At 68.7% G+C, this 18969-nt stretch carries 15 protein-coding genes; 8 read left to right on the top strand and 7 right to left on the bottom strand.

Annotation, left to right across the window (positions count from 1 at the left end; all coding sequences use genetic code 11):
* The 3 genes from ACFXAZ_RS19680 to ACFXAZ_RS19670 all read left to right on the top strand — a co-directional run.
* The coding region (locus tag ACFXAZ_RS19680; RefSeq protein WP_384592464.1) for an ABC transporter permease at positions 1–820 on the top strand (820 nt) is incomplete at its 5' end.
* A complete protein-coding gene (locus ACFXAZ_RS19675) occupies positions 817–1593 on the top strand; it encodes an ABC transporter permease (protein WP_384592461.1) in 777 nt (258 codons plus the stop codon). The genes ACFXAZ_RS19680 and ACFXAZ_RS19675, both read left to right, overlap by 4 nt.
* A 50-nt stretch (positions 1594–1643) precedes the next feature.
* Complete coding sequence (locus tag ACFXAZ_RS19670; protein ID WP_384592458.1) at positions 1644–2483, top strand: ABC transporter ATP-binding protein; 840 nt, start codon at positions 1644–1646, stop codon at positions 2481–2483.
* Between the two features lie 163 nt (positions 2484–2646).
* On the opposite strand, the gene ACFXAZ_RS19665 is transcribed toward ACFXAZ_RS19670, so the two are convergent.
* A complete protein-coding gene (locus ACFXAZ_RS19665; protein WP_384592455.1) occupies positions 2647–3312 on the bottom strand; it encodes a TetR/AcrR family transcriptional regulator in 666 nt (221 codons plus the stop codon).
* Between the two features lie 109 nt (positions 3313–3421).
* On the opposite strand from ACFXAZ_RS19665, the gene ACFXAZ_RS19660 reads away from it, so the two are divergent.
* Positions 3422–4369, top strand: a complete 948-nt coding sequence (locus tag ACFXAZ_RS19660; RefSeq protein WP_384592452.1) for an SDR family NAD(P)-dependent oxidoreductase — start codon at positions 3422–3424, stop codon at positions 4367–4369.
* A gap of 100 nt (positions 4370–4469) precedes the next feature.
* Here the strand turns inward: ACFXAZ_RS19660 and ACFXAZ_RS19655 are convergent, their stop codons facing one another.
* Together ACFXAZ_RS19655 and ACFXAZ_RS19650 are read right to left on the bottom strand one after the other, a co-directional pair.
* Entirely contained in the window at positions 4470–5813 is a 1344-nt protein-coding gene (locus ACFXAZ_RS19655; RefSeq protein WP_384592449.1) for a TerD family protein, read from the bottom strand.
* Positions 5814–6332: 519 nt separating this feature from the next.
* Positions 6333–7160: a hypothetical protein gene (locus ACFXAZ_RS19650; protein WP_384592446.1), complete on the bottom strand. Its 828-nt coding sequence runs from the start codon at positions 7158–7160 to the stop codon at positions 6333–6335.
* 796 nt (positions 7161–7956) lie between these two features.
* Here ACFXAZ_RS19650 and ACFXAZ_RS19645 point away from each other — a divergent pair.
* The 3 genes from ACFXAZ_RS19645 (at position 7957) to ACFXAZ_RS19635 (ending at position 11043) form a co-directional block, all read left to right on the top strand.
* Entirely contained in the window at positions 7957–8418 is a 462-nt protein-coding gene (locus tag ACFXAZ_RS19645) for a Fur family transcriptional regulator (protein WP_384592443.1), read from the top strand.
* Between the two features lie 8 nt (positions 8419–8426).
* A complete protein-coding gene (locus tag ACFXAZ_RS19640; protein WP_384592440.1) occupies positions 8427–9893 on the top strand; it encodes a catalase in 1467 nt (488 codons plus the stop codon).
* 169 nt (positions 9894–10062) lie between these two features.
* Entirely contained in the window at positions 10063–11043 is a 981-nt protein-coding gene (locus ACFXAZ_RS19635; protein ID WP_384592437.1) for a GlxA family transcriptional regulator, read from the top strand.
* 147 nt (positions 11044–11190) lie between these two features.
* Here the strand turns inward: ACFXAZ_RS19635 and ACFXAZ_RS19630 are convergent, their stop codons facing one another.
* From ACFXAZ_RS19630 to ACFXAZ_RS19615, 4 genes are read right to left on the bottom strand one after another with little or no spacing between them, the layout of a single operon-like run.
* Positions 11191–12462, bottom strand: a complete 1272-nt coding sequence (locus ACFXAZ_RS19630; protein WP_384592434.1) for an MFS transporter — start codon at positions 12460–12462, stop codon at positions 11191–11193.
* Between the two features lie 58 nt (positions 12463–12520).
* Complete coding sequence (locus tag ACFXAZ_RS19625) at positions 12521–13282, bottom strand: thioesterase II family protein (protein WP_384592431.1); 762 nt, start codon at positions 13280–13282, stop codon at positions 12521–12523.
* Between the two features lie 43 nt (positions 13283–13325).
* Entirely contained in the window at positions 13326–14639 is a 1314-nt protein-coding gene (locus tag ACFXAZ_RS19620) for a cytochrome P450 (RefSeq protein ID WP_384592428.1), read from the bottom strand.
* 28 nt (positions 14640–14667) lie between these two features.
* A complete protein-coding gene (locus ACFXAZ_RS19615; protein WP_384592425.1) occupies positions 14668–16419 on the bottom strand; it encodes an amino acid adenylation domain-containing protein in 1752 nt (583 codons plus the stop codon).
* A 725-nt stretch (positions 16420–17144) separates the two neighbouring features.
* Between ACFXAZ_RS19615 and ACFXAZ_RS19610 the strand changes: the two genes are divergently transcribed.
* Positions 17145–18968, top strand: a complete 1824-nt coding sequence (locus ACFXAZ_RS19610) for a non-ribosomal peptide synthetase (RefSeq protein WP_384592422.1) — start codon at positions 17145–17147, stop codon at positions 18966–18968.
* Position 18969: the final 1 nt, after the last annotated feature.

The raw sequence follows: 18969 nt of genomic DNA, 5'->3' as shown, positions 1-18969 counted from the left end.
GTGTGTGCTTGGGGGTGTGTTTGTGTGGGGGGCTCCGGCGCGGTGCCCGGCGCCGCGCCCCGCCGCGGGGGCGGGGGGCCGGAGTCTGCGCCGCCCCGCCCCGGCACTCCTGGCCGTCTGGGCGCTGGCGAGCACCGCGATCACGGGAATCGTCTCACCCTGGCAGACCGCCCTGGCGCTGGCGACCCTGGCGCAGGGCACGGTGCTGTGGAGCGCTCTCGCACAGACGCTGCTGAGCACGAGCGTAGGACTCGCCATCGCGGTCGCGGTCGCGGTTCCCTTGGGAATGCTGGTCGGGGTCAGCGGCTTCGCCCATGCGAGCAGCCGTTTCCTGCTCGACTTCGTGAGTGCCATCCCCGCGGTCTGCTTCCTGCCCCTCGGCCTTCTCATGTTCGGGCCGACGCTTCCCATGAAGCTCCTGCTGATCGGTTACGGTGCTTGCTGGCCGTTGCTGAACCGGACCACCGATGCGATCCGTGAGGTCGACCCGCTCCAGCACGACGTACTGGACGGGTTCGGGATCGGCAGGCGGTTCCGCTGGCTGAAGGTCTATCTGCCGGCCAGCCTTCCTGGCATCCTCGTCGGCGTCCGGGTCGCTCTCACCCTCTCGCTCCTGCTGTCCATCGCCTCGGAGTACGTCGGAGGGGCGGCGGGCCTCGGCGGTGAGCTGATCAGCGCGCAACAGGCCGGGCGCGGGGACGACGTACAGGCTCTGGCGATCGCCACCGCGTTCCTCGGAGTTGCCCTGAACCTGGTGATGCGTGCCGTCGAACGTGCGCTGATCAGTTGGCATCCGTCCGTGAGGAGGCGATCCGCGTGACGTCGATCCTGCGCAAGATCCTCATCTCCCTGTGGCTGCCCGTCGGTCTGGTGGTGCTCTGGTGGCTGGTCTCGTCGGACAGCACGAGTCTCTACTTCCCGTCGCTCGCCAACATCATGTCGACCGTCGGTGAACTGTGGATCTTCGACCACACGGTGACCGACCTCCTGCCGAGCCTGTACAACATGCTGATCGGGTATGTGATCGCGGTCGCGGCGGGTGTGCTGGCAGGGCTGCTCATCGGCAGCCTCCGCCGTCTGTGCGATGCGCTCGACCCCATCCTTGAGTTCGCGCGGGCCATGCCGGCGGTTGCCGTCCTGCCTGTTGCGATCCTTCTGCTGGGGCTCGATGAGAGCATGCGTATCACCGTGATCGCGTTCGGTGCCGTATGGCCCGTCCTCATCAACACCGTCGCCGCGGTCCAGGGCATCGACCCCAGCGTTCGCGATCTTGAGGAGGCTTTCCGGCTGTCACAGGTCAGCCGGTTCTTCCGAGTTCGCCTGGGCGTGGCACTCCCGCAGATCATTGCCGGGGCCAGGACCGCCCTGTACATCTCGATCGCACTCATCGTCGTCAGCGAGATGCAGGGCTCCGCTCACGGGATCGGGCACTTCGTCCTTACCTCACAGCGGACCTGGGCCGTGGTCGACATGTGGAGCGGCATGGTCGTGCTCGGGGTGACGGGCTACGTCCTGAGCGTGCTCTTCCGCTCGGCGGAACGGTTCCTGCTCCGCAACCACCCGCCGACCAAGTCCCGGAGAGAGCCGGTATGAGCCGAGACGCCGCCACCCCTTCCCTGAAAAAAGACCGAGGAACCCACCCCATGACCGTCGATGAGCGTCCGCCGGACGCCCCTGCATCTCACCTGGTCGAGGTCCGTTCCGTGGGCCATGAGTACTCCGTCAAGAAGAACCGGCGACGCGTCCTCGGTGAGGTCTCCTTCACCGTCGGCCCAGGCGAGTTCGTGTGCATCGTCGGGCCGTCCGGGGTGGGCAAGACAACGATCCTCAGGTGTATCGCCGGCCTCCAGATCGCCACGTACGGCGAGGTGCTCATCAAGGGCGAGAAGCTGACGGGCCCCAGCCGGGACATCGGGCTGGTGTTCCAGGACTACAGCCGTTCACTCATGCCCTGGATGACGGTCGAGGACAATGTCGCACTCCCCCTGCTCGGCCGGATGTCCGCCAGTGAGCGGCGGACCCGCGTGCAGAGCGCGATCGCCGAGGTGAACCTCGACGGTCACTGCCGGAGCAGGCCGTGGCAGCTGTCCGGAGGCATGCAGCAGCGCGTCGCCATCGCCCGTGCTCTCGCCTTCGGTCCCCCGGTGCTGCTGATGGACGAACCCTTCGCGTCGGTCGATGCCCAGACCCGCGGCGAGCTCGAAGATCTGACACTGAGGGTCCGCGAGGAGAGCGGTCAGGCAATCATCCTGATCACGCACGACATCGATGAGGCGATCTATCTGGCCGACACGATCGTGGTCCTCGGCGGCTCCCCCGCCTCAGTGGTCGATACGCTCCGGGTCCCCTTCGGACCCGTGCGCGACCGGCTCCGGACCCGCGCGCTACCCGAGTTCGCGGAGCTACGCTCCAGGGTCCACACGCTGATCCACGACGCTTCCAAGGCCATGTACGGCCACTCGGGAGAGGCGGCAGCCATGTGAGCAGCCGGCCGCCCCCGCCGGCTGCGGGGCTCCGGCGCGCATGAGCAGGGCAAGCGGGCGGCGAGCGGGCCCGGGACGGCCGCGCTTGCCGCAGCTCCGCACATTTCGGGAGAGCGTTGACGCAGAGACCGAAGTGGTCGGGGCCGGTCCGGTGCCACGCGTGTCAGTGGCGGGGCAGCGCGCCCAGGAGGGTTGCGGTCAGGGCCAGCCTCAAGTTGTCCTTCAGCCCCAGGTGGAAGCGGGCCAGGTCGGGTTCGGCCTGGTAGGCCGCTCGCAGGCTGGGTGGGGGTGTGCTGTACGCCGACAGCGCGCCGGCCATGACCATGGTGTGCAGGCTGAACAGCGTCGCGTTCTCGCCCAGCTCCGGCAGGTACTTCTGGATCAGCGCGGTCATGGTGGTGAGGCGGTCCAGGGAGGCGCGCTTGTAGCGTGCCACGACCTCGACGGAGACGTTGTGCTCCAGGACGCTGCCCTGTGCGCCGAAGAGCTCGCACAGCACCATACGGCCGGAGAGTGAGGTGCTGAGGATCTCGGCCACCGCTGTCGCTCGCTCCGGCATGGGTAGCTCTTCGTCGACACCCGCGGCCAACTCGTCCGCCAGTTCCGTCAGCCACTCCCGCAGGAACTGGTCCAGCAGCTCCAGCAGCACCGCCTCTCGGGACTCGAAGTAGCGCAGCACGTTCGGCTTCGCCAGGCCCACCCGACGGCTGAGCTCGTTCAGGGTGACCGCGGCCACGGGCATCTCGTCGAGCATCGCCGACGCCATGTCGAGGATCGCCCGTCGGCGTATCTCCCGCTGCTCTTCGGTGCGCGCCCGCTGGAAAGTCACGATCACCAGCCTAACTTGGGTACCTGCGGTACGTTGACAACGTACCGAAAGTACTTTAACGTCGATGACACAAGATACCTTCGGTACGTTAGCCTGGTGGGAGCCCGACATGAGCGAGAAGTGGACGACAGCGAACATTCCGGACCAGGGCGGGCGGGTGGCCGTGGTGACCGGGGCCAACACCGGACTGGGGTACGAGACCGCCAAGGCGCTCGCCGAGCACGGGGCGTCCGTGGTGCTCGCCGTGCGCAACGTCGGCAAGGGCGAGCAGGCCGCGGCCCGGATGACCGGCGACGTGACCGTGCAGGCGCTGGACCTGACCTCGCTCGACTCCATCCGCACCGCGGCGGCGGCGCTGCGGTCCCGGCTCGACCGGATCGACCTGCTGATCAACAACGCCGGCGTGATGTACACCCCGAAGCAGACCACCCGGGACGGCTTCGAGATGCAGTTCGGCACCAACCATCTCGGCCACTTCGCGCTCACCGGCCTGCTGCTGGACCTGATGCTGCCGGTGCCCGGCTCGCGCGTCGTGACGGTCAGCAGCATCGGCCACCGTATCCGGGCCGCGATCCACTTCGACGACCTGCAGTGGGAGCGCTCGTACAGCCGGGTCGCCGCCTATGGTCAGTCCAAGCTGGCCAACCTGATGTTCACGTACGAGCTACAGCGTCGGCTCGCCCCGCACGGCACCACCGTCGCGCTGGCCGCGCACCCCGGCATGTCCAGCACCGAACTGGCCCGCAACACCCCCGCGGCCCTCCAGCTTCCGCTCACCTGGCTCGCGCCGCTGATCACCCAGCCTCCGGCGATGGGCGCGCTGCCGACCCTGCGCGCCGCCACCGACCCCGCCGCGCTCGGCGGCCAGTACTACGGTCCCGGCGGGCGCAACGAGATCAAGGGCCACCCCCGGCTGGTCACCTCCAGCCCGGAGTCGTACGAGGCAGCCGTCCAGCAGCGGCTGTGGGCCGTCTCCGAAGACCTCACCGGGGTGACGTTCCCCGTCATTCGGCCCCACCAGAACTCGTCTTCCTCCGGACCGGCCAGCACGAGGTAGCCCGTGCTGGTGCTGGCAGGAGGCGCCGACTGCGGGGGGAGGAAAGGGTGGCACCGAGCCTTCGCCGACCTGAATCCGTGGGCAAAGTGATCGGGGACGGTCAGCGCCTCTTGAATTCCACCGGTCCCGCGTTCATCTCGATGGTGCCGTCCGGGTGGAGGACCGGGCGCCGTTCCGTCATGCGGGCGCTGTACGCCTCGATGTGGTGGATCGCCGCTCCGTCGGAGGCGGTGAAGTCGACCAGGGCGATGGCGACCCAGTAGCGCGTCTTGGTGTTCTCGTAGAGCGGGACGGTGACCGTCGAGCCGCGCCCGTCTTCGACCACGACCTTCGCGCCGAAACTGCGGAAGGAGCCGACACCGTTACCGACGGCGGAGTAGGCGCACAGCAGGACGTAGCCCTGCTCGTCGGGCCGGACGATACGAAGGGACTCACGGCCCGGGACGCGGGAGTCGCCGTCGAGCCGGATGTAGGGTCGGCTCTTCATCGAGCCGAGTCGCTTGTAGTAGACGACGTCCGCTCCTTTGCCCTTCTTCGCCGTTGCCGGGGTGGCAGCCGTGGCGGGCGTCCCGGGCCGCAGGGGCTCGCCCTTCGCCACATGGCCGGACCTGACGACGGTGCCGGGCGCCTTCTTTCCCCGCAGTGCCTTCGAGGCGGGCACGAACAGGGCGTACAGGTCGAGGTCCGCACCCTGTCGGCGGCGCTGCTCGCTGCCGCCGTCCCATTCCAGGGACGTGGTGACCACCAGTTCGCGGTCCTTCTTGTCCAGGCCGATGGAGACCTGACTGCCCTTGTCGAGACTGACCCTGCCCAGCGGAGGCTTGTGCAGGCTCATGGGAGGGTGTGGGGGTACGTTTTTCGCCGGGGTCGATGCGCTGCGGGCGGGTTCGTCCGGGGCCGATGCCACCGGGGCAGCTGTCTCCTCCGGCTCCTCGACCTCGATGCCGTAGTCGGCGGCCAGGCCCGCCAGGCCGTTGGCGTAGCCCTGGCCGATGGCCCGGAGCTTCCAGGCCGAGCCTCTGCGGTACAGCTCCATCAGGAGCACGGCCCGTTCACCGTCGACGAGGGCTGGCGGGCGGAAGTGGACGGGATCGGCGCCCTGCTGGGCGGCTCGTACCCGTACCTCCTTGACCTCTCTGAAGGTGCGAGCCGTGTCGTCCGGGTCGCAACTCGCCACCAGGACGACCCGGTCCACGCCTGCGGGGAGGGCCGCCGGGTCCATCTCGATGCGCTCGGGTCCTTCGCCATCGGCGGCCAGGTGCCGGACGGCGCCGGACTCGCCGGAGGGCTGGTTGTAGAACACCAGGTCGTCATCGGACCTGACCTTGCCGTCCGCGCCGACCAGCAGAGCGCTCAGATCGACCGGAGCGCCCACGGTGTGCAGCTCGGCGATCATCCGCCCGGAGCCGACCGCCGTGTTCTCGCCCTTCCGCAGCTCTGACATATGCCGTACCCCCATGGAATCTCCCCGCCACCTTCACAGCACCTTGTCATATGTGGTGCGGGAGGGGAGGGATTTCACCCAAGTGGGGGTGGGGGATGGGGGGTGCGGTGGTGCAGGTCCTAGGCGAGGTTGCACTGTCTACCTGGTGGGCTTCGCCGACGGCACGTTCCAGCACCCGCTGGGCCGGGGCGGGTCGGTGTGTTGTGCTCGTGGATCGGTGAGGCCGGCCAGGCTCCCGCGCCGTGACGTCCGTGTCGGACGCGATGCCCGCCGACGTCCTGATGTTCGGCATCAACACCACCGGGTACGGCCCGGCGGCCATCTACACCGGCCAGTCTCACCGGACTTCTCCCGATCCGGCTCCTCCTGGGGCGGTGCCCCTCTGCCCGTGCCCGGATGGTGTGCCGCCTGGCAGTCCGGGCACGGGATCTGCGGGTTCGTCCCGTACCGGCAGGTCAGAGCCTGGCTGAACAGCCCGGCGGCGTGATCGGCCGGAGACGGGGCAGTGTGCCGAGGGCGTCAGCGCACGTCAACGTAGTCGGCCGTGCTGGTGGCGACGCCGGTCGTGGAGTCGCCGGAGTACACCCAGCGGTAGGAGCCGTCGACCGAGGCGGTGACCGTGGTCTTCAGACTCCCGGTGCTGCTGGTGGTGACCTTCTTGACCGTCTTGAAGGCATCGGCACCCTTGGCACGGAACTGGAGGCTGACCGTACGGCCGCTGTAGGCGTCGTACTTCTTCGTGCTCCAGTTCGCCCGGGTCAGCTTGCCCGTGACGGTGATCGGCTTGCCCTTGGTGACCGGCTCCGGCGAGGCGTTGGCGGTTGCCTTGGCCGCGCGCCTGAGCTGGACGGTCGCGGACCGCGTCTCCAACTCCTCTGCCTTGAGGCCGCCGTTGGCCTTGAACAGCTTCAGTGAGACGCCGACCTTCCAGGCCGTGGCGTCGCTGTTGGAATCGGCGTGTTCCTGGCTCGGGTGCGGGTCGATGTAGAGGTTGCCCTCGCACTCGGCGCGCTTGGAGTCGATCTCGTAGCAGGTGTAGCTGCCCGGCTGGATGAAGTTCTCTCCGGTGTCGGCCGCCGTCTTGATGCTGCCGCGGTAGAGGAAGGGGTACGCGTCGTAGCGGAAGGGGTCTGCGGTGCTGTACCCGGCAGGCAGCGTGATGTTGAAGCTGATGGGCGGCTCTATCTCCTGCGACGTGCCGACGACGATCGGCTTGCCGTTGTTGATGACGATGCCCGACACGGTGATGCCCGTGTTCGCCGCCTGAGCCGTCGGCGCGTTCAGCACCGAGAGCCCCAGCGCCCCCACGAGCGTGGCCACCGCGACGGTCCGTCTACCTGTCTTCATTCACAACCTCTTCACCAAGACGCCACTACTGGAGGCGGCAGCTTATCTGACGAGTTGGATGCCTCCGGTGGTGTCGCCTTCGCCAGCGGGGCGGCGGGTGTTTCGCCTGCCATGGCCAGAGCCCTCCGGGCATCATCGCGGCGCCTAGCGGTAGGGCACGCTCACAGGCGAAGGTGCGACAACCGCCGTCATCTGGAGGGGGAGTTGCCGTGTGCCAGGGAAGGCGGGCCTCTCAGCGGCGGACAGCCGAGGCGAGGGTGAGAATGGGCGCGACGATCCCGGTGATGCGGGAGGTTGCCTGGCGCAGCCGCGGATCGCCGGGGCCCGCATCTCGGACGGACGCCCGCTCCACGCTCAAGCCGCGATGCCCATCGATCACCGCACTGCCCCATACGCGCCCGCGCAACGCGTGGCAGCGATGACGCACCGGCAGCACCCCGCCGTGCGTCACCTTGGGGTTTCGACCATCCCGTAGCAGTGCCGCCTCAGCGCCACGGGCGCCGGAGTCCGTGCCACTGACTCCGGCGCGTGACCGTTCGTTGGTGTTGTCGGGCGTTCGAAGGACCGCCGCCTCCGGCGGAGCTTCGCCGCTCTGTATCGGGCCGCGCCTGTCCGGATCCGTGGGATGGAGGTCCGTTCACGTGGTGGGCAAAGGTCCGGGTCACCCAAACACTGGAGTCAGTCAAGTCGGTGCATGGCTCTGGATTCCTCGCACCTGACGTGATCGCAGGGACGCTCATCGGAGTTCGCCGAGAGCATCCAGCACGACACTCCGGAAGCAGTGAGGTGATGCCAGTTGCTTGTCAGAGATCAGGCGGAACGATTGCGGGGGGCCTCCCTGCGCGTCACCGCGCAGCGAACTGCCGTGCTGAACGTACTGGAGCAGCACCCGCACTCCGACGCCGGATTCGTCGCCCGCACCGTACGGGAGGAGATCGGCGCGGCGTCGCCCCAGGCCATCTACAACGTATTGGCCGCGTTGGTCGAGGCCGGACTCGTCCGGAAATTCCAGCCGTCCGGCTCGCCCGGACTCTTCGAGCTGTGCTCCGGTGACAATCACCACCATGCCGTGTGCCGGGCCTGCGGTGCTGTCGCCGATGTCGACTGTGCCGTGAGGAGGCGGCCCTGTCTGACGCCGTCGGCGACCGACGGGTTCGTCGTCCTCGAAGCCGAAGTGGTCTTCTGGGGATTGTGCCTTTCGTGCAGCAACTCCCCCGAACAGCGACATGACTTGAACACGACGCCCATCAACCTTTAGGAGATGAAATGGCTTTCGAAGAGAACACCAACCCGCTGACCACCGCGGCGGGAGCACCCGTCACGGACAACCAGAACAGTATGAGCGCCGGCGCCCGGGGTCCGCTGCTGTTGCAGGATCTGTGGCTCATCGAGAAGCTCGCCCACTTCGACCGTGAGGTCATCCCCGAGCGACGTATGCACGCCAAGGGATCGGGCGCGTTCGGCACGTTCCGGGTCACGCACGATATTTCTCACTACACCAAGGCCGCGATCTTCGGCGAGGTCGGCAACGAATGTGAGATGGTCGCCCGGTTCTCCACCGTCGCGGGCGAGCGGGGCGCCGCCGACGCGGAGCGCGATATCCGGGGTTTCTCGGTGCGTTTCTACACCGAGGAAGGCAACTGGGACGTCGTCGGCAACAACACACCGGTCTTCTTTCACCGCGACCCGTTGAAGTTCCCGGACCTCAACCGCGCGGTCAAGCGGGACCCTCGCACCAATCTCCGCAATCCCGAGAACAACTGGGGATTCTGGACGGGCCTTCCCGAGTCCCTGCACCAGGTCACCATCGTCATGAGTGACCGGGGCATTCCCAGGTCCTACCGGCACATGCATGGGTTCGGCTCGCACACCTTCAGTCTCATCAACGCGGCCGGTGAACGGAACTGGGTGAAGTTCCACTTCCGCACCCAGCAGGGTATCGAGAACCTGACGGACGAGGAGGCGGCGAACGTCATCGCCCACGACCGCGAGTCGCACGGGCGGGACCTGTACGAATCGATCGAGCGCGGCGAATTCCCGAAGTGGACTCTCTTCGTGCAGATCATGCCCGAGTCCGACGCCGGAACCTATCGATTCCACCCGTTCGACCTCACCAAGGTGTGGAGCAAGAAGGACTACCCGCTCATCGAGGTCGGTGAATTCGAACTCAACCGCAACCCGGACAACTACTTCGCCGATATCGAGCAGGCCGCCTTCACCCCGGCCAACCTTGTCCCCGGCATCTCCTTCAGCCCGGACAAGATGCTTCAGGGACGGCTGTTCTCCTACGGCGACGCCGCGCGTTACCGGGTCGGCGTCAACCACCACCAGGTGCCGGTCAACTACCCGCGTGGCGCCAAGCTGGTCAACACCTATCACCGCGACGGGGCGATGCGCGTCGACGGCAACCAGGGTGGTGTCCCGGGTGTCGAACCCAACAACTTCGGCCGGTGGGCGGAGCAGCCGAGCTACGCCGACCCCGCACAGGCCATCGGGTCAACGGCCGATCACTTCGATTTCCGCGAGGACGACGACGACTACTTCACCCAGCCCGGCATCCTGTTCCGGTCGATGACTCCGGGAGAGCGGCAGGCGCTCTTCGACAACACCGCACGGGCGATCAAGGGTGCGCAGCACAAGACGGTGCTGAAGCACATCGAGAACTGCGGCAACGCCGATCCCGCCTATGGCGAAGGGGTGCGGAAGGCCTGCGAGGCCTTCGGCGCGCTCTGAGCCCGCGGCCGGACGAACGGCTCCTGCGCCGGCCCGCCCCTCACTGTTCGCGGCGGGGCGGGCCGGCGGTTCCCGTCACGGCTCCTCGGTGCGGGCCCGGCGACGGCACGGACTTCGGGATGCACGTCCGGTGTCCCGGTTCCGTTCGAAGAAAGGTCCCCACCACCGCATGGCACACCACCGCACGGCCCATCACCGCACGGCCCTCCATCGTGTCGCCTTCCTCGCGTTCGACGGCATGAAGATGCTCGACCTCTCCGGCCCCGCAGAGGTGTTCGCGGAGGCCAATATCCTTGGCGCCCGCTACTCGCTGCGCTACGCGTCGCCGTCCGGAGAGCCGGTCCGTACGTCGATCGGTACGCGCCTGTCCGTGGACTCGGCCGCGGCGGAAGTCGACGCCGACACGGTCGTCGTCTCGGGCGGGGACCCACTCGTCACCGAGCCGATTCCGTCGGATCTCACCGAGGCCGTCCGGCAGTTGCGCGCGCGTACCCGCAGGCTGGTTTCGATCTGCACCGGCTCGTTCGTCCTCGCTGCCGCAGGGCTGCTCGCGGGGCATCGCGCGACCACACACTGGCGCCACGCGCGGCTGCTCGCGCGCGCCTACCCCGACATTCATGTCGAGCCCGACGCGTTGTTCGTCGAGGATCGCGGCGTCTTCACCTCCGCGGGTGCCACCGCCGGTATCGACCTCGCGCTCTTCCTCGTCGAGCGTGACCACGGCCCGGATCTCGCCCGTCACGTCGCCCGCAACCTGGTCATGTTCATGCAGCGCCCGGGAGGGCAGTCCCAGTTCTCCGCACCGCTGACGGTGAGCGTGCCGCGCACGCCCACCCTGCGGGCGGTCACCGACCTCGTCTCGGCGCAGCCCGCGCAGGAGCACAGTACGGATTCGCTGGCCGCCCTCGCCGGTGTGAGTCCACGGCATCTCACCCGTCTGTTCAACGCCGAACTCGGCACTACGCCAGCCAGGTTCGTCGAACGGGTACGGCTGGACCACGCCAAGGCCCTGCTCGACGCCGGTCACAGCGTGGCCGAGAGCGCACGGGCCGCCGGGTTCGGCAGCCCGGAGACACTGCGGCGGACCTTCGTGGCCCGGCTCGGTGTCTCCCCCCGCCACTACCGCGACCGGCTCGAAGCCACTCACTGAGGGCTGCGCCGCCTCCAGCGAAGCTCGGCGCACCGCCCGGCGGTGGAGAGCCGGGCGCGGCTCGCGTGGGTGGGCCGCGGTACCCGCCGCGCTCAAGACAGTCAGCCTGTTGAACGACCGCTGCCCACCCTGTTCTCGCGCCAGAGATCAGGAACTGTCCGCCGTCTTCGCGGCGGCCGGCACTGTCTCGGGTGCGGTTTCCTCGGGCGTGACGAAGCGCATCGTGCGTACCTCGCGCAGGGCCAGCAGGCCGAGGCTGCCCGCGCCGACCAGGACGGCCGCCACCACCAGCACGGCGGCATTGCCGGTCGTGGCCGCGACCGGGGCGGCCAGGGCGAGGCCGAGCGGGCGGGCGGCGAAGGAGAGCAGGGCGTCGTAGGAGTCCGCGCGGGCCAGGGTGTGCGGTTCGAACCGCTGCTGTATGACGGTCTGCCACACGGTGTTCAGTACGCCCAGCCCCAGCATCGCCACGAAATAGGCGGCCGAGTTGACCGCGGTCGGCGCGGGTACCGCGAACGTGAGCAGGGGCAGGGCGAAGGCGGCGCCGCCGAGCGAGGTCGCGACCAGTGGCCGTGAAATGGGCAGCCTGGGTGCGAGATAGGCGCCGAGCAGCATGCCCACCATCCCGCACTGGTAGGTGATGACCCAGGACGTGTCACCGCCCAGTTCACGGACCGCGATCAGCGGGCCGAGCGTCGCCAGCACGCCCGCGGTCAGGTTGGAGACGCCGTGGCCGACGAGGTTGGTCCAGAACCAGCGGTGCGAGCGGACCACCTGCCAGCCCTCGGCCAGGTCGCCGCGGAAGGTGCTGTGGCCGGCCGGGCGCTCGTGCCGGGTCACCTTCAGGCCGCCCAGGGTGGTGGCGGCCAGGAGGAACAGTGCCGCGGTCAGCACGAACGACCAGCCCACGCCGATGGTGATGACCATGACTCCGACGATGCCGGGGCCGGCGACCAGCGCGATGCCCCGGGTCGTGCCGAGGTAGCTGTTGGCGCGGAGCCGGGCCTCATGGGGCACCACGGCGGTGACGAGGGGCGACACCGTGGGGGTGCCGATGGCGACGCCGACGCCGGTGACGGAGGAGAGGACGCAGAGGTAGAGGAGGTTCACCGAGCCGTTCAACAGGGCTATGCCGATGCCCAGTTGGGCCAGTCCGCGCACCAGGTCGGCGGCGAACGCCACCCGCTGGGGCGGCAGCCGGTCGGCCAGGACTCCGCCGATCGGCAGGAGCAGCAGCTGCGGGATCAGCTCGCAGGCCAGTACCAGCCCGAGGTCACCCGCCGAGAGGGTCGAATCGATGACCGCCAGGGTCAGTGCGGTGGGCACGAGACAGGTGGCCAGCATGGACAGTGTGCGTCCGGTGAGCAGGCGCCGGAATCCCGGGATACGGGTCAGCGCGGTCGTGGGGAGAGGGGGCATGTGGTCAGAGTCCGCCGATCACAGAGTGTGTTGAAGCCGTCGGGAGGAGGTGACGTGCTCATCCGGACGGTGCCGCCGCGGAGCGCAGACGCTCCGTCAGGGTGGTGAGGAGTGCGGGGGGAGCGTCGAGGAAGGTGTGGTGGCCGCCCTCCAGGATCGTCTCGGCGAACCGCCCGTCCGTGGTGTACGCGGGCCAGCCGCCCATCTGGTCGGGGCGGATCTCCTTGTCCTCGCTCCATCCGATCGTATGGACCGCGCAGGGCAGCACCACCGGTTCGGTCAGGTGGTAGCGCTGATTGGCGGTGATGTCGGCCCGCAGGACACGCAGGCTCATCTGAATCATGTCCGGGCTCGGAGTGCCTCCCATCGCCCGGGTCAGTTTGGCCAGTTCGACCGCCAGTTCCGCGTTGGTGAGGTGGAGGAAACGCCCGAACGGGCCGTCGTGCGGGGCGACCTGGGAGGAGATGAAGAGCGTGTCCGGGGTGGGCAGGCCCGCGCGGGCCAGGTGCAGGGCGGTGGCGAACCCGGGCAGGGCGCCGCCGCAGTGACCGAAGAAGGCGAAAGGCCGGTCGAAGTACGGCAGCAGCCCCGCGGTGACCTGCTCGGCCAGTTCTTCGTAGGTGCCGTAGTGGGGCTCGCGGAAGCGGTTCTCACGGCCGGGGAACTGGACGCGGCAGATCTCCACGTCGCCGATCTGCTGCGGCCATTTGTTGTACATCGACGCGCCGAGGCCGGAGTACGGGAAACAGAAGAGTCTCGCCGCGCTGTCCTGCTTCGGCGGGCGCAGGAGCATCTTGTTCGGTCGGTTGGCAGGAGGCATGGTCCCTATCGCTTTCTCAGGGGGAATGTGGGCCGTGCGGGCGTCAGGCCGGCACCGGGCCGTCCGCCGCGACCGCTTCCGCCAGGGTCTGTGCGGCGCCCTCGCGCAAGATCGCGGTGACGGGCATCCGCTTGATTCCCGCGACGAAGTTCGACATGAGGTGCTCGACAGGCCCGGCGGGAGCGAACGCCTCGACGAGGGTGACGATCTCCTCGAACAGCAGCCGCAGCGCGATGCGGGCCAAGGGGGCCCCGATGCAGTAGTGGGGTCCGAATCCGAAGGCCACATGGCGGTTCGGGGAGCGGGTCACGTCGAAGCGGAACGGGTCGGCGAAGACCTCCTCGTCGCGGTTGGCCGAGCCCAGCCAGGCCACCACCGCGTCGCCGGCCTTCAGTTCCTGGCCGCGCAGGGTGATGTCCTGGGTGACGTAGCGCAGGAAGTGATTGGCAGGCGAGGCCCAGCGCAGCCCTTCCTCGACCGCGCTGTTGGTCAGCGACGGATCGGCGAGCAGCCGCCGGTACTCGTGGGGGTGCTCCATCAGCGCGAGGACGGTGGCGGCGATCGTGTGCGGTGTGGTGACGTTGGCGCCCAGGAGCAGGCTGTAGGCGTTGTAGACGATCTCGTCGTGGCGCAGCCTTCTTCCGTCGGCGTCCAGTTCCATCTCCATGAGGAAGCCGATCAGGTCGTCCTCGGTGACTCCGTGCCGGACCCGTCGCTTGACCTGGCCGGAGAGGTACGCGAACAGTTCGTGGTGGGCGGCGGTCAGCGTGCTGTCCCCGGTGCTCTCCCGGTAGTCGGGGTCGTCCGGGGCGACGGCCATGGTGGTCAGCCGGGTGAGTCGTGGCCAGTCGGCCTCGGGCAGCCCCATCAGCGCGCCGGTGAACGCCAGCGGGAAGCCGGCGGCGGCTGCGGCCACGTCCCAGGTGCCTCCGTCCAGCAGGGGGGCGAGCAGCCGGTGCACCACCCGGCGGATCTGTGGCTGGCGGGATTTCAGCGTGCGGTGCGAGAGCGCTTTGTTCAGCGGTTCACGCATCGCGGTGTGCACGGGCGGGTCGCTGGCCGCCAGCATCTTGCCGCCCGCCGGGTCGGTACCGCCCAGGACGGACAGCACCGTGCCGCGGTGGGAGGTGAACCGGGTGTGGTCGCGCAGGACGTCATTGACGTCCCCGTGTTTCGTCACCGACCAGAACGACCGGCCGTCGGGGAGGATCTGGCGGTGCACCGGGGCGCGTTCCCGCATGACCGTCCAGATCGCGTGCGGGTCGCCGGCGGCGTAGAGCTGTGGGTCGGCCAGATTCACCGCGTCCAGATCGATGTCGGGGCCGGGGCCGCCCGGGTGGGGGGTGCTGATTCTCATCGGTCTCGCTCTCTCCAGGAGGAAGAGGTCACCCGGCCCGCGTGCCGTCGCTCTCGTGGGCGGTGGTCAGGGTGGTGAGGTGGGCTGCCAGTTCATCGATCGTCGGGTGCTCGTAGAAGGCCACCGCGGGCAGGTTCACGTCGTACTCGGCGCTGATCTCGCCGGTGATGCGGGCCGCCATCAGGGAGTGGCCGCCGAGTTCGAAGAAGTCGTCGTCGACCCCCACCGGGGAGAATCCCATGAAGTCGGCCCAGAGTTCGGTGAGCCAGCTCTCCATGCCGGTGGTCGGCGCGCGGTAGGAGCTGATCATCTCGGGGCGCTGCGGCCGGGGCATCGCGGCGAGCTGTGCCCGGTCCACTTTGCCGTTGGCGTTCAGCGGCAGCGCGCGGAGCCGGACGAAGAGGGCCGGGATCATGTAGGCGGGCAGGCTGCGTCCGAGGCCGCGGCGCAGTTCGGCGGTGGTGACGACCTCGTCGCTGACGTAGTACGCCGTCAGATGGCGTTCGGTGTCCGAGGTGTGCTGCGCGACGACGGCGGCGTCGGCGATCTCGGGGTCGGCGCGCAGCACGGCCTCGATCTCGCCGGGCTCGATGCGGAAGCCCCGGATCTTCACCTGCTGGTCGGCCCGGCCGTGGAACTCAAGTGTGCCGTCGGACCGGCGGCGGGCCAGATCGCCCGTGTCGTACATGCGCGCGCCGGGCACGTCGGAGAAGGGGTCCGGCACGAACTGCTGGGCGGTCAGCGCGGCAGCGTGCAGATAGCCGTGGGCGAGGCCGAGTCCCGCCGCGTAGAGCCGGCCCACCTCTCCGTCGGCGACGGGCTCATAGGTGTCGTCGAGCAGGTGGACGCTGGTACCGCGGATGGGCCGCCCGATCGGCACGGGGCCGTCCCCCACCGCACCGGTGAACGCGTGGCAGGCGGTGAAGGTGGTGTTCTCGGTCGGCCCGTAGCCGTTGGTCAGGGTGGTCCCGGGCAGTTCGCTCAGCGCGCGGTCGACATGGGCGGCGGAGAGCACATCGCCGCCGGCCAACAGGTGACGCAGTCCGCGCAGGTTCTGGATGCCGGACTCGACGACGGCGTGGAAGAGGCCCGCGGTCAGCCAGGCGATGGTGATCCGGTTCTCCCGGATGAACGCGGCGAGGTCGGCGGGCGTGATGTCGCCCGGCGGTGCCACGACCAGCCGGCAGCCGTTGAGCAGTGCGCCCCAGATCTCGAAGGTGGACGCGTCGAAGGCGACGGGTGCGAAGTGGAGAAAGACATCGTCGGGCCGGATCGCCACGAAGTCGGGGTCCCGCACCAGGCGGAGAACACCCTGGTGGGGCACGCACACACCCTTGGGCTTGCCGGACGATCCCGATGTGTACGCGATGTACGCGGTGTTCCGCGCCGACGTCTCCGGATCCGGTGGCGTCATGGGGGGCTTCGCGGCGGGTGCGGGGGTGGCGTCCAGGAGAAGTACGGTGGCCGAGGGGCCGAGCCGCTCGACGAACTCGGGGGCGGTGATGACAACCTTCGCGCCCGAGTCCTCCAGAAGAGCGAGGTGGCGTTCCCGGGGCTGTTTGGTGTCCAGCCCGAGGTAGTTCCCGCCGGATTTGAGAACGGCGAGCAGGGCCACTATCAACCCCGCTGAGCGTTCCAGGCAGATCCCTACGGTGTCCTCCGCGCCGATCCCCGCGGCACGGAGCCGAACGGCCAGGAAATCGGACCGGGAATCCAGCTCGGCGAAGGTGAGCTGCTCGTCATGTGCGGTGACCGCCACGGCGTTCGGACTCTCATCCACCCGTTGCACGAATAAGCCATGAATGGATTTCGCAGCCAACGCACCGGCTGATTCATTCGATGATTCTTTCACTAACATGCCTATTCGGTCCTCCAATTTCTTGCGCACTGCCACAGAAGCCGGGAGGGCGTAACGGAAGAGGGCCCGCCCGCCCGACCCTGAGATTCGCGAGGGCCTCGATGAAATGCCGAGGGATACGTCGAGACGCGGCCAGACAACGCTGTCATGGCGTCCGCACAGCCCTTTGAGCTGCACAAGGAGACAGGTGAACAGCCCACACGCATAACCTTCCTGCGTTTAATCGGGCGGCCCGTCGGATCTATCGGCTCACATACTGCCCCGTTCGCCGATCAGATGAACAGACCGTAACTCAAGTCCGTACGGCTGGCAACATTCCCTACATCACTCCCCCATCCGGCAACGTGGACACCGAGGGTATTCCACCCCTCAGGCGAAACATATTAGAGCAGCTTTACGGCACACATCCAGAACGCAATTCGGCACTGTTGCAATTTGATTGGTCCGTGCTTTAATGCTCCATGCAACGACATTGGAACCTACTGGCAGCCGCCGCACCCCCTCGGGACTTTGCTCAAATTTTGCCGCGGCATTGAATAACGCTGACCCCGCCTCCGCCGGGCCGGGTCCCGGCTGAGGCTCTCCCATTTGTCGGACGCCGTGCCAGAAATGAACGACTCCATTCTTGACCTAGCCAAGGAGTGCTCGTGCACGCCGAACCACTGACGCCGCCCTCCGCGTCCGGCCACCGATCGGTCGCCGCCCTCTTCCACGAGGTGGCCGAGCGATACGGGGCACACCCCGCCGTACGGCACGGCGACACCGAACTGAGCTACCGTCAGCTGGCGGCGGCGGCCGGCGGATTAGCGCTGTGGCTGCGGGACCGCGGCATCGGGCGCGGAGACGTGGTGGTCACCCTGGTGGACCGCTCGGTGTGGTCCGTGGTGTCCCTCCTCGGCGCGTGGTCGGTGGGCGCGATCCATGTGCACCTGGACCCCACGGACCCGGACGCCCGGATCGGGGCGCTGCTGACCTCGACCGGAGCCCGGGCCGTCCTCGTGGACCGGCGCAACCGGTCCCGCCTGCCCCAGGGCGCGCCCGCGGCATGTGTGCTGGACGGCTCACTGCCCACCGCTGCCTACGAGCCGGCCCAGGAGACGCGACCCGAGGACTCGGCGTATCTCGTGTTCACGTCCGGATCGACGGGCACGCCCAAGGCGGTCGAGGTTCCGCACGCGGCCGTGCTCAACCATCACCTCGGCTTCTGGCGTCACATGGCGCCGATCACCACCCCGCGCAGCTTCGGCCTCACCACGACCTTCGCCGCCGACCTCGGGCTCATCTCCGTCTTCGGCGCCGTGCTCAGCGGTGCCCGGCTGGACATCTACGACCGCCACACCACGCTCGACGCCGACGCCCTCGCCGCCGAACTCAAGAGCCACCCGGTGGACGCCATCACCTACACCCCCTCCCTGCTGGAGGCGCTGGCGGGGCAGCGGGACATCGCGTCGCTGCTGCCCCGCCGCATGGCCGTCCTCGCGGGCGAGGCGTTCCCGCCCCGGCTGGCCGCCGCGATGCTCAAGGCCCGGCCCGACCTGCATGTCTTCAACGGCTACGGCCCTTCCGAGGCGACCATCGAGATGATGCTGCACCAGGTGCGGGAGGCGGACACCCGGCGAGCCCGGGTCCCGGTGGGCAAGGCCATCGAGGGTGTCTCGCTGCGCCTGCTGGGTGAGAACGGCGAGCCCGTGCCCGACGGCACCCCGGGCATCCTCTACATCGGGGGCCGCTGTCTGGCCCACGGCTACCGCGGCGATCCGGAACTGACCGAGCGCAAGTTCATCCGTGACGCGGACGGCGAGCGCTTCTACCGCACCGATGACCTGATGGTCCGCGACAGCGAGGGCGTCTACGAGTATCTGGGGCGGGCCGACCGCCAGCTGAAGGTCCGCGGCAACCGCGTCGAGCCCGGTGAGATCGAATCGGCGCTGCTCGCCCTACCCGGTGTCCGGCAGGCCCTGGTCATCGGTGAGGAACCCGCCCCCGACGCTCCCACCGAGCTGGTCGCCTACGTCGTATCAACCTCCCCGCTCGGTTCGGAGGAGATCAGCCGGCACCTGCGCGAGCGCCTGGCCCCGGCGCTCGTCCCCAGCCGCGTCAGCATCGTCCCCGCCATCCCCGTCACCGTGAACGGGAAGGCCGACCTGGCCGCCCTGCGCGCCTCGGCCGCGCGCTCCGCCGCCCCCGACCGGCCGGCCGGCGCCCTGCCGCGCACCGACGCCGAGCGCTTCGTGGCCGCGCTGTGGAGTTCCGTACTGGGACGGTCCCAGGTCGGCCGCGACGAGCGGTTCATGGAGATCGGCGGCGACTCCTTCAAGGCGCTGCGGGTCTTCGCGGGCCTGCGCCGCACCTACCCCGCGATGACCATCCATCAGATCTTCCAGCATCCCACCGTGGCCGCGCTCGCCGCCGCCCTGGACGGCGGGGACGACCGGGGGACGGAACCGCTCGTGAAGACCGTCGAGCTGTGAA

It is taken from the genome of Streptomyces sp. NPDC059477, from assembly GCF_042749375.1.
Classification (GTDB): domain Bacteria; phylum Actinomycetota; class Actinomycetes; order Streptomycetales; family Streptomycetaceae; genus Streptomyces.
This window is presented reverse-complemented; position numbering and strand designations above follow the sequence as displayed.

Coding starts and splice junctions, on each gene's coding strand:
- ACFXAZ_RS19620 (WP_384592428.1), bottom strand. CDS start 14,639: ATGAGAATCAGCACCCCCCACCCGGGCGGCCCCGGCCCCGACATCGAT.
- ACFXAZ_RS19640 (WP_384592440.1), top strand. CDS start 8,427: ATGGCTTTCGAAGAGAACACCAACCCGCTGACCACCGCGGCGGGAGCA.
- ACFXAZ_RS19650 (WP_384592446.1), bottom strand. CDS start 7,160: ATGAAGACAGGTAGACGGACCGTCGCGGTGGCCACGCTCGTGGGGGCG.
- ACFXAZ_RS19655 (WP_384592449.1), bottom strand. CDS start 5,813: ATGTCAGAGCTGCGGAAGGGCGAGAACACGGCGGTCGGCTCCGGGCGG.
- ACFXAZ_RS19660 (WP_384592452.1), top strand. CDS start 3,422: ATGAGCGAGAAGTGGACGACAGCGAACATTCCGGACCAGGGCGGGCGG.
- ACFXAZ_RS19630 (WP_384592434.1), bottom strand. CDS start 12,462: ATGCCCCCTCTCCCCACGACCGCGCTGACCCGTATCCCGGGATTCCGG.
- ACFXAZ_RS19635 (WP_384592437.1), top strand. CDS start 10,063: ATGGCACACCACCGCACGGCCCATCACCGCACGGCCCTCCATCGTGTC.
- ACFXAZ_RS19670 (WP_384592458.1), top strand. CDS start 1,644: ATGACCGTCGATGAGCGTCCGCCGGACGCCCCTGCATCTCACCTGGTC.
- ACFXAZ_RS19625 (WP_384592431.1), bottom strand. CDS start 13,282: ATGCCTCCTGCCAACCGACCGAACAAGATGCTCCTGCGCCCGCCGAAG.